Below are 15780 nucleotides of genomic sequence, written 5' to 3' on the forward strand. Positions count from 1 at the left end.
TTTTCCTCCTAATTTTACAAATTAAATTCTTCTACAAATACTGCCACTACTTTTTCCACATTATAGTTATCTATTACGTAGGAAATGCTGATTTCTGACGTGGAAACTTGGTGTAATTCCACATTGTTTTGAGATAGTATTTCAAATGCCCTTGATGCCACTCCTGCTTGTGTTCTCATTGCATTTCCTATAATTGAAATTTTTGTCACATTTTCTATATAGTCAAAGTTCAATTTTTTTTCTCTTAAAATTTTTGAGACAACTTCTCTATTGTCCAGTGTAGTTGTAAAGGAAACTAAGTACTTATTGTCTGAAAACTTATTTTGACTTATTATGTCAATATTTACATTTTCATTTCCAAGTTTTACAAAGACATCATTTATTATCTCAGGATTGTTTGTATTAAGTTCTATATTTACCAATAGTATATTGTCCATTATTGACAAATTTGTTATATTCTTTTTTTCCATTATCTTTCCTTCTTTTACAATATGTGTGCCCTCAACGTCATTTGTGTTTAGTGCTATATATATTGGAACATTATATTTCCAAGCTAGTTCCACACTTCTAGGTTCTATTACTTTTGCTCCCAAACTTGCCATTTCCAGTGTTTCTTCATAGGATAAATAGTCCAGTTTTTTAGCATCTTTATAAACTCTAGGGTCTACTGTATAAATTCCCTCTACATCTGTATAAATTTCACAGGGATATTCTAAACTTGCCGCTATTGCAACTGCTGAGGTATCTGAGCCACCTCTACCGAGAGTAGTAATATCTCTAGCTGCATTTACTCCTTGAAACCCTGCAATAATTACTATGTAACCTTCTTCTAAATACTTTTCTATTAGTTCATTGTCTACACTTTGTACCTTGCTCTTCATGTGATGACCAAAAGTTCTAAAACCAGCCTGCCATCCGGCAAGTGAAATTGCCTTATGACCCTTTTCATTTAGTGCCATTGAAAGAAGTGCAATTGTAATTTGCTCTCCCGTAGACAAAAGCATATCCATTTCTCTTTTATTTGGATTCAAAGATATTTCTTCAGACAAATTTAAAAGTTCATTGGTTTTTTTACCCATAGCAGAAACTACAGTTACAATATTTTTAAATTCTTCTTTTTTTCTAATAATCCTATCTGCAACTTGATTTAATTTTTCAGCAGTAGCCACAGATGAACCACCGTACTTTATGACAACGCCTTTTTTGCTCACCTTTAAACAACACCTCTTCTAACTTTAAACCCTGCAATTTAAATAAACCATATTCTAAAAAAACTATGAGTTCAAACTCATAGTAGGATATATTTTATTTTCAATAAATATAAAATTTTATTAAACTGTACTTGGATTTATTTTGATTATTTAGTTAATAAGATTATCAGAAATACTGCTGTTTGTCAATTCTAATACAAAAAGATACACCTATAATAGTTGATTTATATTTAACTTTTATAAGTGTACCTTTTATAAATTAAAGAGTTTTTAAAAGTTCATCATACTCCTCTTCTTTAAATCCAAATAGTACTTTTTCTTTAGTCACAAGTACAGGCCTTTTTACAAGCATTCCATCTGTAGCAAGAAGCTTTAATTTTTCATCATCTGTCATTTCTTTTAGTTTGTCTTTTAAATTTAATTCCCTATATAGTTTCCCACTTGTATTAAAACAATTATTTAACTCTCTGTTTCCAATTTTAATCCATTCCCTTAGTTCTTCTTCTGTTGGATTTTCATCTGTAATTTCACGGTAGTCATAATTTACTCCCTGTTCATCTAAGTATTTTCTGGCCTTTTTACAAGTTCCACATTTTATATAACAAATAAACTGCATAATCTTCAACCCCTTCAAATTTACTACACTACTTCTATTACCCATATATTAAAATTTCTATCTATGAAATAGTTTACTATCATTTTAAAAATTTATTATATTTAAACTCAACTAAGCTATATATAATACAAAAAGTTTAGTTCTAAATATTTAAAACTAAACTTTTATTTTTTATTAAATTTTCGCTAAATCTACATATAAATCTTTTAGTGCATAGTAACTTTTTTGGTAGATGTCATAATATTTTGAATACTCATCTAAGTTTGATTCATTTACTTCGTACTTATCTCCATAGGAAATATACTTACTACATACTTCTTTTAAGTCAGTGTAGTGGCCACACGCCATTGAAGCTAAAATTGCAGCTCCCAAGTTTGTGCCTCCATCGCCTTTTATCTTTTCTATTGAAGAGTTAAAGTTATCTGTCAATATTTTTATCCAAGAGTCATTATTAGCTCCTCCACCTGTCAGATAAATATTGTCTACTTCCAGTCCAATGTGTCTGATTATTTCTAAACAATCTCTTAGCGAAAAGGTAACGCCCTCAATTACAGCTCTCATAAGGTCTTCTCTTTCGTGCATTGCAGAAAGTCCAATAAAAGCGCCTCTTGCATTTGGATCTAAGTGCGGAGTTCTTTCGCCCATTAAATATGGTAAATAAATTAATTTGTTACTTCCAATAGAAGATTTATTTATGTCCTCTTCTATTTTCTTGTATATTTCACTTTCTTCAATATCTTTATAAAAATTGTCTTTAAACCAATTTACAGATAGCCCAGCACCTTGTGTTACACCCATTACATGCCAAGTATTTGGAACTGCCGAACAAAAAGTGTGAATTCTTCCTTTTTCATCTGCTCTAATAGTATCACTTTGAGTAAATACTACTCCACTAGTTCCTATTGTGGCAAAGGTTTCACCATCATTTACAACACCGCACCCAATTGCTGCTGCTGCATTATCTCCTGCACCTGCTGCAATTGTAACTTTATGTTTTATTCCAAGTCCTTCTGCTAAATTTTCTTTTAAATATCCTGTTGGTTCCACTGATTCATATAATTTTGGTAGCATATCCATATCTATATTAAATGTGTCACAAACTTTTTTAGACCATGTTCTATTAGGGACGTCTAATATTTGCATTCCACTTGCATCTGATACATCTGTGGCATAGTCACCTGAAAGATAAAATCTCAAGTAGTCCTTTGGTAAAAGTATGTGCTTACACTGTTTATACAGTTCCGGTTCATGTTTTTGTACCCATAAAATTTTAGATAGAGTAAACCCTGTAAGTGCAGGATTTGCTGTTATCTTTATAATTTCATCACCAAAGATATTATTTATGTCGTCACACTCTTCTTCTGTTCTCTGATCACACCAAAGTATTGGCGGTCTTAGCACATTGTCATTTTCATCTAACATTACAAGGCCATGCATCTGACCTGTAAGGCCTATTCCCATTAAACTTTCAAGTTCTTTAGAATGATTTTCCTTGAGCTCCTTAAAAGTTGAATCAACAGCAGCTATCCAATCAGTCGAATTTTGTTCTGCCCAGCCATTATGTGGCTGTATCATTTCATATTCTCTACTGATAGTTGCAACGGTTTTAAATTCCTCACTGTATAGAACAGTCTTTAAAGATGAAGTGCCTAAATCTATACCTAAAAAATACTTCATATCTCACCTCTACTATGAATAAAGGCACAATACTGTGCCTTCATTCTTATTTATATATTATTTGATTTAAAATGTTTTCTAAATATTCCTGTCTTCCACTTTCTACTTCTGAATTGTCTTTCCCCTCTAGTACATATTTTTCTAACTCTTCTAGAGAAGTATTATCTTCAACTATTTTTTTACCTATTCCATCTTTATAGCTTGAATATCTTTGTTCTACAAACTCTTCAATTCTGCCATCTTCAATAAGTTCATATGCTTTTATTAAACCTAGAGCGAATGTGTCCATTCCACTAATATATCCATATACTATATCTTCATAGGTAAATGAAGGTCTTCTAACTTTTGCATCAAAGTTTAAACCACCGTTTGTAAATCCGCCTGCTTTTATAATTTCAAGCATTGCAAGTGTGGCATCTTTTACGTCAGTTGGAAATTGATCTGTATCCCAGCCAAGATGTGCATCTCCTTGATTCGCATCTACACTACCTAAAACTCCGTTAATTCTAGCCATAGCCAAATCATGATTAAATGTATGTCCTGCAAGTGTAGCATGGTTTGCCTCTATATTTAATTTAAAATCATCCATTAGGTCATATTTTCTAAGGAATGCCAAAACTGTTGAAGTATCATAGTCATATTGGTGTTTAGTTGGCTCTTTTGGCTTAGGTTCTATATAAAAGTCGCCTTTAAAACCTTTACTTCTTCCATATTTTACTGCCATTTTCATAAGTCTTGCCATGTTGTCCAGTTCAAAGTCCATTCTTGTATTTAAAAGAGTTTCATAGCCTTCTCTTCCACCCCAAAATACATATCCTGTTCCACCAAGTTCTACAGTTGCATCAATTGCATTTTTAATTTGAGCTGCTGCATGTGCAAAGCTGTCTGCTCTGCAAGATGTTCCTGCACCGTGCATATATCTTGGATCTCCGAAACAATTAGCTGTTCCCCAAAGTAATTTTATATCTGTGCCTTCCATTTTAGATTTAATGTAAGCAACTATTTCTTGAAGATTTTTCTTTGTCTCTTCAAAAGTTTCTCCCACAGGTGCAATATCTACATCGTGGAAACAAAAGTATTTTATTCCCATTTTTGTCATAAATTCAAAACCTGCATCAACTCTGGCTTTTGCTCTTAACATTGGATCTTCTGTTCCATAAGTTCTATCCATTGTTGCTTCACCAAATGGATCTGTTCCCACAGCTGTTAGCGTGTGCCACCAAGACATTGCAAATTTTAAATGTTCTTCCATTGTCTTTCCATCAATAATTTTTTCTGCATCATAAAACTTATATGAAAAAGGATTTTTTGAATTTGGTCCCTCATATTTTACTTCCGGCATATCTTTAAAAAATTTATTCATTTTACTCTCCTAACCTTTCTTTCTTCTGCTGACAACATCAAAAGCTACTGCTATTAACAGTACCAATCCCTTTATTGCCTGTTGCCAATCTATTCCTATTCCCATTATTGACATTCCGTTATTTAGAATACCCATTACAAGTCCTCCAATAACAGCTCCAATAATAGTCCCAACTCCTCCTGAAGCTGAAGCTCCACCTATATAACATGAAGCTATAGCGTCAAGCTCTAAACCTGAACCCGCTGAAGGTGCTGCTGCATTTAGTCTTCCTGAGAATACGATACCTGCAAGTGCTGCTAAAAAACCCATATTGACATATACTAAGAAAAATATTCTATTAGTATTTATTCCGGATAGTTTTGTAGCTCTCTCATTGCCTCCAAAGGCATATATACTTCTTCCAAGAGTGGTTTTTTGAGTTATAAAAGTGTAAATTACAACTAAAAGTGCCAATACTATTAATATAATTGGAACTCCTTTGTATAAACTCAACCAATACATAAAAAATACAATTATTGCAACTTCTAATAGTATCTTTGTTATAAATTTATTATGAGAAGTTGAAACTATACTGTATTTAACTTCTTGTTTTCTCTTATTTACCTCATAGAAAACAATCATTGCAATTAAAACTACCATTACAATTAAAGTGCTAATACCTATTGGCCCTATTTTTCCAAGTTCCGGCATAAAAGAAGATGCAATGTATCTGTAAGATATTGGGAATGGAGCTAGAGTATTACCATTTAAAATTATCATAGTAATTCCCTTAAATATTAACATCCCTGCCAAAGTTACTATAAAAGCCGGAACCCTAACATATGCTATCCAAAATCCCTGCCACGCACCTACAAGTATTCCAAGACCTAGACATATTACAATGGACAACCAAACCGGCAAGCCCTTTGTAATAATTAACATGCCTGCAACAGCACTTATCATTCCAAGTACAGAACCTACAGACAAATCTATATTTCCAGTCAATATACATGGCAACATTCCTATTGCCAATATTAATATGTAGCTATTTTGCATAACCAACTTAGAAACATTCATTGGCTTTAGTAAAATGCCTTTAGTAGATATTTGAAAAAATATAGATATTGCCACTAGAGCTATGAACATTGCATATTTTCTAAAATCAAATTTACTTTTTCCTAATGATTTATTTAGTTCACTATTCATCTTTTTCTCCTTTTGTCGATTGCATAATAGCTTTCATAATGTTTTCTTGACTTACTGATTCTTTGCTTAATTCGCCAACAATCTTGCCATCATTCATTACATACACCCTATCACTTAATCCTATTACTTCTGGCATTTCAGATGATATTACGATAATTGACCTTCCCTCAGCTGCCAATTCATTAATTATTGTATATATTTCATATTTTGCTCCCACGTCTATACCTCTAGTTGGCTCATCTAAAATTAATATGTCAGGGTCAGAATAAATCCACCTTGCCAACATAATTTTTTGTTGATTTCCACCTGATAATTTTTCAGCGTGATACATTACATTTGGAGCTTTAATATTTATTTTCTCTTTATATTCATTTGCAACTTTTAATTCTTCATTATCATTTACTATGCCCTTTTTACTTATCTTGTCTAAACTCGGCAATGTAACATTGTTTTTTATACTCTGTTCTAAAATTAACCCTTGAGATTTTCTATCTTCAGTTACATAGGCTATTTTATTATCTATAGCTTCTCTAGGATTATTTACTTCAATTTTTTTTCCGTCTTTATAAATTTCTCCGGATTTATAGATTCCATAGGATTTTCCAAATATGCTCATGGCAAGTTCTGTTCTGCCACATCCCATTAAGCCTGCTATTCCTATTACTTCACCTTTTCTAACGTATAAATTTATATCATTTGAAACTAATTTGTCAGGAACGACTTCTGATTCCACTGTCCAATTTTTAACTTCCAATTGAACATCTCCAATTTCCACATTTCGCTTTGGAAATCTGTCTTTTATTTCTCTTCCAACCATTCCCTTAATAATTCTGTCTTCAGATATGTCATCTGTCTTTCTATTTAGTGTTTCTATAGTTTTTCCATCTCTTATAATAGTAATTTCATCAGCAATTTCATTTATTTCTTTTAACTTATGTGAAATTATTATTGAAGTTATTCCCTGTTTCTTTAAGTCCAGTATTAACTTTAAAAGCTTTTCACTATCATCATCATTTAATGATGCTGTAGGTTCATCTAATATTAATAGTTTTACATCTTTTGAAAGCGCCTTTGCAATTTCAACTAACTGTTGTTTCCCAACACTTATCTCCTCTATTAACGCATTTAAATCTTCATCTAAACCGACAAGCTCTGTATATTTTTTTGCATCATTATAAGTTTTATTCCAATCAATTATTCCCTTTTTACTTCTTTCATTTCCTAAAAATATATTTTCTTTTACGGATAAATTTGGAACTAGTGCAAGCTCTTGATGAATTATTACAATTCCCTTATCTTCACTTTCTTTAATATTTTTAAGTTTACAAACTTCTCCTTCGTAAATTATATCTCCAGAGTAAGTTCCATAGGGATATACTCCACTTAAAATATTCATAAGAGTGGATTTTCCTGCACCATTTTCTCCAACAATGGCATGTATTGTCCCTTCTACTACATTTAAGTTAACATCATCTAAAGCTTTAACTCCAGGGAATTCCTTAGTAATGTTTTTCATTTGTAAGATGTACTCTGCCATATTTTCCTCCTAAATTAAGCTGACCAGGCAAGGATTAACCTCACCCGGTCAATTCTCAATCTCTATTTGCTTTCTGCAGCTACTTCTTCTTCAGTATAGTATCCGCCGTCAATTAATAACTCTTTATAGTTATCTTTATCAACTGCAACTGGATCTAGTAAGTATGAAGGAACTACTTTTACTTCATTATCATAAGTTTCTGTATCATTTACTGGAACTTCTGTTTCATTTACAATTGCATCTACCATTTCTACTACTTTGTCAGCTAACGCTCTAGTATCTTTAAATACTGACATTGATTGGTCTCCTGCAACTATTGCCTTAACATTTGCTATATTACAATCTTGTCCTGTAATAACTGGCATTGGTTTTTCTTCAGTACCGTAACCTGCTGATTTAAGAGCTGATTGAACTCCCAGTGATACTGAGTCATTTGAACATAGAACTGCATCAATTTTATCAGTTGTGTAGTTTGCTGTAATGATATTGTCCATTCTAGCTTGAGCTGTCTGCTCATCCCAGTTAGTAGTAGCTGCTTGTTCTTTAGTTGTTTGACCTGATTTAACAACTAGTTGACCATTATCTATATATGGTTGTAGAACGTTCATAGCTCCACCAAAGAAATAGTTAACGTTATTATCATCTAGTGGTCCTGTAGTTATTTCAAGATTAAAAGGTCCCTTGCCTTCTTTTAATCCTAGAGCTTCTTCAATATAAGTTCCTTGAATTGTTCCAACTGTTTCATTGTCAAAAGTTGCATAGTAATCAACAGCTTCTGTATTTACAATTAATCTGTCATAAGCTATTACTTTTATTCCCTCTTCTTTAGCACTTTCAAGAACTGTACTAAGAGCACTTCCGTCAATTGAACCAACAACTAATACTTTTGCTCCCTTAGTAATCATATTTTCAATTTGAGATACTTGAGTGTCAATTTTATTTTCTGCAAATTGAAGTTCTACATCATATCCCAATTTCTTTAGGGCAGCTTCCATATTTGAACCATCTTGATTCCATCTTTGAAGTGATTTAGTTGGCATTGAAACTCCTACTAATATGCCTTTACTCTCTGCAGCTTCTCCACCTTCAGCTGTGTTTTCATTTTTTCCTCCACAAGCTGTTAGTATTCCAAGCATCATTGTTAGTACTAATACTAACCCTAAAATCTTTTTACCTTTAATTTTCATACTTTTCCCCCTTTAAATAAGTTATGTACTCTCTCTTTGAATTAGTTTTACAGGATCATAAAATCTCTTTTCCTTAATATTCTTCCCTTCAACTAAGTCCAGCAATAAGTTAATACACTTTGAAGCGATTCCGTCTACAGATTGCTCAATAGTTGTAAGACTAGGATAACTTAATCCACCTATATAAGAATTGTCAAACCCTATAACCTTTGTCTCTTTGGGTATATTTACCCCTCTTTTAAGCAAGTATCTCAAAATTAATACTGCGGCAATATCATTAAATACAAAAATTCCATCATATTCAGTAATATCTTTATCACCTATGTTTTCTTCCAAATTATATGCAACGTGAAAATCACTATCAAATTGCACTATATCAAAATTTACATTTTGCCTTTTAGCTTCGTCTTTAAAACCTAAATATCTCAACTCTGCAGCTTCAAAACTCTTTGGACCTCTAATGTGAAGTATTTTTTTGCAACCTCTTTCCAACAAGTGTTTTAAAGCTAACTGCCCACCTTTAAAATTATCAGCAGCAACAGTTATAATTTTGTCATTTACCTCAGTTTCAAAAGAAACTATTGGTGTCTTTAATTTAGACATTTCAGATTTTAATTGAGTTCTAGTTGTAATTATTCCCTTCACTCTGTAGCCTTTTAATAACCTTATAGCTTCTCGTTCCTTGTCTATATCGTCATTAGTTGTGAAAAGGATTACACCATATCCTCTCTCTTGAGCTTTTTCCTCTAAGTGCATTGTCATCTCTGCAAAAAATGGATTAGATAAACTGGATACAACTATACCTATTAAATTTGAACTATTCTTAAAAACAGCTCGAGCATTTTCATTTGGAACATAGTCTAATTCTTTAATTGCCTTTTTGATTACTTCTGCAGACTCACTACTTACATAACCACTATCGTTAATATATCTGGATATTGTCGCTATGCTTAAACCTGTTGCTTTTGATATATCTCTTATTGACGAGTCAATCGCCCCCTCTTCTGTGTAACATGTTACACAATGGTTAAAAAATATATTTACTACTCGAATTACAATATGTGTCATACTTATAAAAGTTCTATCATATATTGTACATTCTTATATTTTATTATATATTATTATATATTCATGTCAATAGTTTAATGTACAAAAAATACAAATATAGGAGAAATTATGAAAACCATTGCAGGAAAAATATTTTCTAAATATTTTAATAACTATGTTGATGTAATCACCCTCTCAAATGAAAACTTAACAGTTGAATTTTGTAACTATGGAGCCATGATTACAAAGCTTATAGTCAACAAATACAATTTAGACATTGTATTGGGGTGTAGTTCTATAGAAGAATACACTATTCAAGATAAGTTCTTTGGTTCTACAATAGGAAGATATGCAAATAGGATTAAAAACGGAGAGTTTAGCATTGACTCCCAAAAGTACAATCTGTCTATTAATGAGCCCCCTAACCACCTCCACGGAGGATTTGAAGGATTTCATAAAAAATTGTGGAATTATAAAATAGTTGATAATTCAATAGTTTTTTCTTATTTAAGCAGTAATCTTGAAGAGGGATACCCTGGAAATTTATCTGTGAAAGTTAAATACACTCTTACTAAAAGTGATTTGCTTATTGAGTACTTTGCCACCTCTAATAGAGATACTATAGTCAACTTGACAAACCACAGTTACTTTAATTTAAATGGAGAGGGAGTGGGAAATATAAAAAATCACATTTTCCAAATAAATTCAGATTTTTATACAGAATTTGACGGAGAAAGTATTCCCACAGGAAATTTAATAAATGTTGAAAATACTCCTTTAAATTTTAAAAATGCTACTTCAATTGATAAAATGTGTTCTAATAAAAAAATCATGAACTATGACAATAACTATGTTTTAAACTCTTCCAATGATTTTAAAGTTTTAGTTAGTTCACCTTCTACAAATATTACTATGAAATTATATACTGACTATCCATGTATGCAGTTTTTTACAGCTTCAAACTTAGAAAACTTCACAGGAAAAACTAACACTTATTCAAATTTTTCTGCCTTTTGTCTGGAACCTCAGTATGCTCCTAACTCTATAAATATAAAGAGTTTTGTGCAGCCTATTTTAAAAAAAGACGATATATATAATCACTTTATTAAATATGAATTTATTATTTAAAATATGCAAACGCTTGTTGACTAATCTTATTTAAATATCTATACTGTTAAATTGTGAGTAAATTTTAATAAAAATTTTAATAAAAAGAGGTGCATTCATTAATGAACAACAATAAAATTAAACAAACGCCCAGTTTTGCCCTAGCAATGTTTCCCATAGTTTCAATGATTTTTTTATTGGGAATTGGATATGGAATTTTAGGTTTAAGGGCAGAAGTACTTATGTTAATTTCAGCTATAATAGCCGGTATAATTGCAATAAAGTTAGGCTATACTTGGGACGACATAATGGATTCAATTGTCGGCAAACTTTCAAAAACTATGCCTGCTATTTTTATCTTAATTATTGTAGGATTTTTAATAGGAGCTTGGATGATTGGTGGCACTATTCCAATTATGGTCTACTATGGTTTAAAAGTAATAAATCCTAAGTATATAGCTGTGACATCATTTTTTGTAACTGCTATTATATCTATTTGTACTGGAACGTCTTGGGGCTCTGCCGGTACTATAGGTGTTGCTTTAATGGGTGTTGCTATGGGAATGGGCGCAAACTTGCCCCTAGTTGCAGGTGCTATAGTTTCGGGAGCTTACTTTGGCGATAAGATGTCTCCACTTTCAGATACTACTAATTTAGCACCAATTGCCGCAGGCACTACTTTATATGAACATATTGGCCACATGTTCTACACCACTATACCAGGGGCTATTATATGTACTGTTGTCTATACTTTTGTAGGCTTTAATAACGCTCAACAAATGTCAATTGAAACAGTTGATAATGTAAATATTATCTTAACTTCACTTTCATCACTGTTTAAATTTAATCCCTTTATCTTCTTACCACCAGTAATTGTACTATATGGTTCTATTAGAAAGAAACCTACTATTCCAATTATGTTGCTATCGAGTTTTGTTGCATTTTTTAATGCAGTAGTATTTCAAAATTTCTCTCTACAACAGTGTTTTGAAGCAGCTATAAGTGGGTTTAACTTAAATATGTTTACTAACAGTCCTATTGAACTCTCATCTTTGATATCTGATATTCCTACTTTACTTGAAAGAGGGGGTATGACTTCTATGCTAAATACTGTGCTAATAGCATACTGTGCATATGCTTTTGCCGGAACTCTAGCTGTAACTTCTTCTTTAGATATAGTTTTAAATAAACTACTTAGCTTTGTAAAAACTACTGGAGAATTAATTCTTGCAACTATTATATCTTGTATTACAGCTGTTTGCGTTACAAGTAATGGACAATTGTCAATTTTACTACCTGGAGAAATGTTCTCAAAAGAGTATATAAAAAGAGGTTTAGATCCGAAAAACCTTTCAAGAACACTTGAGGACTCCGCCACTGTTGTAGAACCTATTGTCCCTTGGACTGCAGCCGGAGTGTATATGGCTCAAACACTTGGTGTTCCTACTCTTTCATACTTGCCATGGGCTATACTTTGCTATACAGGTGTGATTTTTGCAACTATATATGGCTTTACAGGTTTTGGAATAGCGAAGATTAAAAAGGGCGATAAATACTATGATGAGTATTTAAAACTTAAAGACTCTTAAATTTAATTATATATTAAATATAAAAATCCTTGTAGGAAATAGACTACAAGGATTTTTATTCATAAATTTAAATTTTTAATACTTTCAAGCAGTATAGTACACTACTATATAAATTTTTATATGGAAATACTTCATCATAGTTGGCGCTGATTTTACAGTGTATCCTACATTTACTATATTAGCTGATATAGCAGTCCGTCTCTAGTACTATACCAAATTAGTTTTCCCCTACTTGACTTTGGGATTCTAACTTGTAAATTCCACTCCGGATACTGCTTTTCAATTTCTATCTTCCCACTGTTTGCAAATGCCACAAAAGAAATATATTCACTTTTAGACATTGGATGTTCACTTGTTATATACCACTGGCTATCTATTGCCTCTACTTTTAACTTCTGGTCTTCTGTAGCTTTTTTCATTTCTTGCTCTTCAAGTTTTCTTCCACAACAAGATAAATTTATACTTCCAGTACTAAGTACTAGGTTGCCGCAAAGTGGACATATATAAAACATAGAATTTTTCATATTTCCTCCTACCATTTGATTTTTTGTAAGCTCTCCACTTAACATTTCTTCAACGTCAACTTTAAATACACCTGCTAAATCTATAAGTAGTGAAATATCCGGACTTCCCAATCCTCTTTCCCATTTGGATATTGTCTTATCGCTTAAATTTAATTTTTCAGCCAATTGCTTTTGAGTCATTTCTCTATTAAGTCTTAAATTTCTAATTAAAAGGCCTATCTTTTCTTGGTCCATGATTTTCACCTCTTTACATATTCTATATATAGAATGCATAAATGACTATCTACTCTTAGTAGAGTTAGAAAAATATAAAGTCTTAATTTTTAACTTTCATCTACTACAGTTCTCGTTTTACTTATTTTTTCATAAAATAAAACATTTCTCTTAAATATCCACTTTATAAATACATATAGATAAAAAATCAAAGGAGCTAATCCCAATCCAAGTGCCAATAAAACAACTATAATACTTTGTTCTAAATTATTTAATATAATGCTTAATAGTCCCGTTAATTTTAATATGCTAACTAAAATACCATTTCTAATAAGAATTTCCTTAAATTTTAACTCGCTATTATTTTCATTTACAATTTTAATTTTTAACAACTTCATTCCAAAGGTTTCTCCATTGTAAACCAAAGGCATGGTTATAAAGTAAATATAAGAATATATTACTTCTCCAATATTCAAATTTAAAAAAGCTTCCGCTCCCAAAACACTAAAAATAAAAACCAATATTCCATATAAAATGTCTAGAATTATAAAATCTACAATCAGCGCAACTCCCCTTCTAATTAAACTTGCCTTTGCTGATGTATTTTTATCTTTAGAACTTTCTAATTTTGGTAATAGCCTTCCCACAATAGGAGTCGTTAAATAACCTAAGACCGTTCCCAATGTATTAACCATTACATCATCTATATCGGCTAGTCTATATGCCTTTGGATATATTCCATAAAGTCCTGTGTACTGAGTTATTTCATAAAATAAGCTCAGTAAAACTCCACAGAGAATTGTCTTTCCCAAAGAAAGCTTAAAATACTTTCTTAAATATATTCCAAAGGGATAAGTTAAAAGCACATTAAATGCTACCGTATAAAAGCTTGGAGATTTTATAGCGTGTAACCAAGTTTTTGGATTGCTTATTACAAACCCACTTTTTTCTATAAAGTCCTGCACAAATTTAAATGGCACAAGATTTGGCTCTATAGTTTTCATATCCACAACTGTTTCTATACTAGGTAATGGTAAAATTGTCATAAACCAAGCTGTAAGCATATAGACTACAAATGAAAACATGACTATATTTCTTTTTACCAACACTCCATTATATTTTCTATATTGATATATCATAACCGGAATAATTGACAGATATATTATTAATAATGATACTATTATTCCTGAAAAAATAGGTGTTATATAATTACTCACTTTTACTGTACCTCTCCTTTAAAATATTTTAAAAAATAATTAAAATATAAATTATCTAATTTTTTTATTTTCACTTTATTAATCATTTTATAAGTATATACATTAATAATTAATAATTAACAAGTTAAATTATAACATAATAAAATATCTTAACTTTAAATATATTAATATCTTCATTAATTTATATAGAAAAACATTTAAATATGTGATAGTTTATTTAGAAATACTATGTTTGAAAGGAGATTCCAAAATGGACAAGATAAAGTCAAATGCGTTAAAGGCAGCTTTTCCCTATACGATTCCCATTGCCGCAGGTTTTCTGTTTTTAAGTATATCCTATGGGTTTTTAATGAGTAGCAAGGGATTTTCAGCTTTTTATCCGATTTGTATGAGTATATTTGTATATGCCGGCTCTATGCAATTTGCATCAGTAAACTTACTGCTTTCAACTTTTAATCCAATTGCTGCTCTCATACTTACGCTAATGGTAAACTCTAGGCACTTGTTTTATGGAATATCCATGTTAGATAAATATAAAAACACGGGACTAAAAAAACTTTTTTTAATATTTGGTTTAACTGATGAGACTTTTTCTGTAAATGTATCTGCCAAAATTCCAAAGGACATAGACAGAGGTTGGTTTATGTTTTTTACAACTTTTTTAAACTATATGTACTGGGTTTTAGGAACAGTTGTTGGAGCTGTCTTAGGCAGCTATATTACCATTAATACTAATGGAATAGAATTTGTACTTACTGCACTCTTCGTAGTTATATTTTTAAATCAGTGGTTAGAGTCAAAATCACATATTTCTGCTTTAGTGGGAGTGTTTTCTTCAGCTCTTTGTCTAATTGTATTTGGAGCGGAAAACTTTATGATACCATCTCTAATGCTAATACTCTTAATGTTTTTAATCTTTAGAAAGAAGGTGGAAAAATGACAACTACCCAAAGTGTTATTACTATTTTAATCATAGTAGTGGGAACTTTTTTAACCAGATTTTTACCTTTTGTACTGTTCCCGGAAAATAAAACTCCACCTGACTTCATTAAGTACTTGGGAACAGTTCTTCCCTATGCAGTTATTGGACTTCTTGTAGTCTATTGTTTAAAAGACGTATCTCTTACAGCTGGAAACCACGCAATTCCTGAAATACTGTCCATTCTATTAATTACTATAGTCCACGTGAGAAAGAGAAGTACACTTTTAAGTATTGCTGTGGGAACTTTTTTCTATATGTTTTTACTTCAAGTTGTATTTTAAAACAAAAAATGTAGACATTTTCTCATATCTACATTTTTCTATCT

Annotated in this window: 14 protein-coding genes; 4 read left to right on the top strand and 10 right to left on the bottom strand. The window is 31.3% G+C overall.

Features of this window, described 5'->3' with window-relative positions; all coding sequences use genetic code 11:
- Positions 1-14: 14 nt before the first annotated feature.
- The 8 genes from BUB47_RS02030 to BUB47_RS02065 form a co-directional block, all read right to left on the bottom strand.
- The gene (locus BUB47_RS02030; RefSeq protein ID WP_073183240.1) at positions 15-1211 is read right to left on the bottom strand and encodes an aspartate kinase; all 1197 of its coding nucleotides are present in this window, start codon (positions 1209-1211) and stop codon (positions 15-17) included.
- Positions 1212-1470: 259 nt separating this feature from the next.
- Positions 1471-1827, bottom strand: coding sequence for an arsenate reductase family protein (locus BUB47_RS02035; RefSeq protein WP_073183241.1), 357 nt, complete (start codon positions 1825-1827; stop codon positions 1471-1473).
- 174 nt (positions 1828-2001) lie between these two features.
- On the bottom strand, positions 2002-3504 hold the full coding sequence (gene xylB, locus BUB47_RS02040) for a xylulokinase (RefSeq protein WP_073183243.1): 1503 nt from the start codon (positions 3502-3504) through the stop codon (positions 2002-2004).
- A gap of 46 nt (positions 3505-3550) precedes the next feature.
- Entirely contained in the window at positions 3551-4867 is a 1317-nt protein-coding gene (gene xylA, locus BUB47_RS02045) for a xylose isomerase (RefSeq protein WP_073183245.1), read from the bottom strand.
- Between the two features lie 9 nt (positions 4868-4876).
- Complete coding sequence (gene mmsB, locus BUB47_RS02050) at positions 4877-6052, bottom strand: multiple monosaccharide ABC transporter permease (RefSeq protein ID WP_073183246.1); 1176 nt, start codon at positions 6050-6052, stop codon at positions 4877-4879.
- Positions 6045-7589 carry a multiple monosaccharide ABC transporter ATP-binding protein gene (gene mmsA, locus BUB47_RS02055; protein ID WP_073183248.1) on the bottom strand — a complete coding sequence of 515 codons (1545 nt, stop codon included), beginning with the start codon at positions 7587-7589 and terminating at the stop codon, positions 6045-6047. The genes mmsB and mmsA overlap by 8 nt, the downstream gene beginning before the upstream one ends.
- 62 nt (positions 7590-7651) lie before the next feature.
- The gene (chvE, locus tag BUB47_RS02060) at positions 7652-8776 is read right to left on the bottom strand and encodes a multiple monosaccharide ABC transporter substrate-binding protein (RefSeq protein WP_073183249.1); all 1125 of its coding nucleotides are present in this window, start codon (positions 8774-8776) and stop codon (positions 7652-7654) included.
- A 21-nt stretch (positions 8777-8797) separates the two neighbouring features.
- On the bottom strand, positions 8798-9844 hold the full coding sequence (locus BUB47_RS02065) for a LacI family DNA-binding transcriptional regulator (RefSeq protein WP_083529033.1): 1047 nt from the start codon (positions 9842-9844) through the stop codon (positions 8798-8800).
- A 108-nt stretch (positions 9845-9952) separates the two neighbouring features.
- Between BUB47_RS02065 and BUB47_RS02070 the strand changes: the two genes are divergently transcribed.
- Together BUB47_RS02070 and nhaC are read left to right on the top strand one after the other, a co-directional pair.
- On the top strand, positions 9953-10951 hold the full coding sequence (locus BUB47_RS02070; RefSeq protein ID WP_073183251.1) for an aldose epimerase family protein: 999 nt from the start codon (positions 9953-9955) through the stop codon (positions 10949-10951).
- Positions 10952-11052: 101 nt separating this feature from the next.
- Positions 11053-12519: a Na+/H+ antiporter NhaC gene (gene nhaC, locus BUB47_RS02075; RefSeq protein ID WP_073183253.1), complete on the top strand. Its 1467-nt coding sequence runs from the start codon at positions 11053-11055 to the stop codon at positions 12517-12519.
- A 173-nt stretch (positions 12520-12692) separates the two neighbouring features.
- Here the strand turns inward: nhaC and BUB47_RS02080 are convergent, their stop codons facing one another.
- Positions 12693-13277 carry a helix-turn-helix domain-containing protein gene (locus BUB47_RS02080; protein WP_073183254.1) on the bottom strand — a complete coding sequence of 195 codons (585 nt, stop codon included), beginning with the start codon at positions 13275-13277 and terminating at the stop codon, positions 12693-12695.
- 89 nt (positions 13278-13366) lie between these two features.
- Positions 13367-14473 (bottom strand): VanZ family protein, encoded by a 1107-nt coding sequence (locus BUB47_RS02085; protein WP_073183256.1) that lies wholly within the window; start codon positions 14471-14473, stop codon positions 13367-13369.
- A gap of 250 nt (positions 14474-14723) precedes the next feature.
- Between BUB47_RS02085 and BUB47_RS02090 the strand changes: the two genes are divergently transcribed.
- Positions 14724-15413, top strand: a complete 690-nt coding sequence (locus tag BUB47_RS02090; protein ID WP_073183258.1) for an AzlC family ABC transporter permease — start codon at positions 14724-14726, stop codon at positions 15411-15413.
- Positions 15410-15736, top strand: a complete 327-nt coding sequence (locus BUB47_RS02095; RefSeq protein WP_073183260.1) for a branched-chain amino acid transporter permease — start codon at positions 15410-15412, stop codon at positions 15734-15736. Before BUB47_RS02090 ends, BUB47_RS02095 begins: the two co-directional genes overlap by 4 nt.
- The last annotated feature ends 44 nt before the right edge of the window (positions 15737-15780 follow it).

Source organism: Anaerosphaera aminiphila DSM 21120 (assembly GCF_900129925.1).
In the GTDB taxonomy this organism is placed as follows: Bacteria; Bacillota; Clostridia; order Tissierellales; family Peptoniphilaceae; genus Anaerosphaera; species Anaerosphaera aminiphila.

What these genes read in the sequence shown, in the direction of transcription:
- BUB47_RS02035 (WP_073183241.1), bottom strand. Translation starts at nt 1,827, where the DNA reads ATGCAGTTTATTTGTTATATAAAATGTGGAACTTGTAAAAAGGCCAGA.
- xylB (WP_073183243.1), bottom strand. Translation starts at nt 3,504, where the DNA reads ATGAAGTATTTTTTAGGTATAGATTTAGGCACTTCATCTTTAAAGACT.
- xylA (WP_073183245.1), bottom strand. Translation starts at nt 4,867, where the DNA reads ATGAATAAATTTTTTAAAGATATGCCGGAAGTAAAATATGAGGGACCA.
- mmsB (WP_073183246.1), bottom strand. Translation starts at nt 6,052, where the DNA reads ATGAATAGTGAACTAAATAAATCATTAGGAAAAAGTAAATTTGATTTT.
- mmsA (WP_073183248.1), bottom strand. Translation starts at nt 7,589, where the DNA reads ATGGCAGAGTACATCTTACAAATGAAAAACATTACTAAGGAATTCCCT.
- chvE (WP_073183249.1), bottom strand. Translation starts at nt 8,776, where the DNA reads ATGAAAATTAAAGGTAAAAAGATTTTAGGGTTAGTATTAGTACTAACA.
- BUB47_RS02065 (WP_083529033.1), bottom strand. Translation starts at nt 9,844, where the DNA reads ATGACACATATTGTAATTCGAGTAGTAAATATATTTTTTAACCATTGT.
- BUB47_RS02070 (WP_073183251.1), top strand. Translation starts at nt 9,953, where the DNA reads ATGAAAACCATTGCAGGAAAAATATTTTCTAAATATTTTAATAACTAT.
- nhaC (WP_073183253.1), top strand. Translation starts at nt 11,053, where the DNA reads ATGAACAACAATAAAATTAAACAAACGCCCAGTTTTGCCCTAGCAATG.
- BUB47_RS02080 (WP_073183254.1), bottom strand. Translation starts at nt 13,277, where the DNA reads ATGGACCAAGAAAAGATAGGCCTTTTAATTAGAAATTTAAGACTTAAT.
- BUB47_RS02090 (WP_073183258.1), top strand. Translation starts at nt 14,724, where the DNA reads ATGGACAAGATAAAGTCAAATGCGTTAAAGGCAGCTTTTCCCTATACG.
- BUB47_RS02095 (WP_073183260.1), top strand. Translation starts at nt 15,410, where the DNA reads ATGACAACTACCCAAAGTGTTATTACTATTTTAATCATAGTAGTGGGA.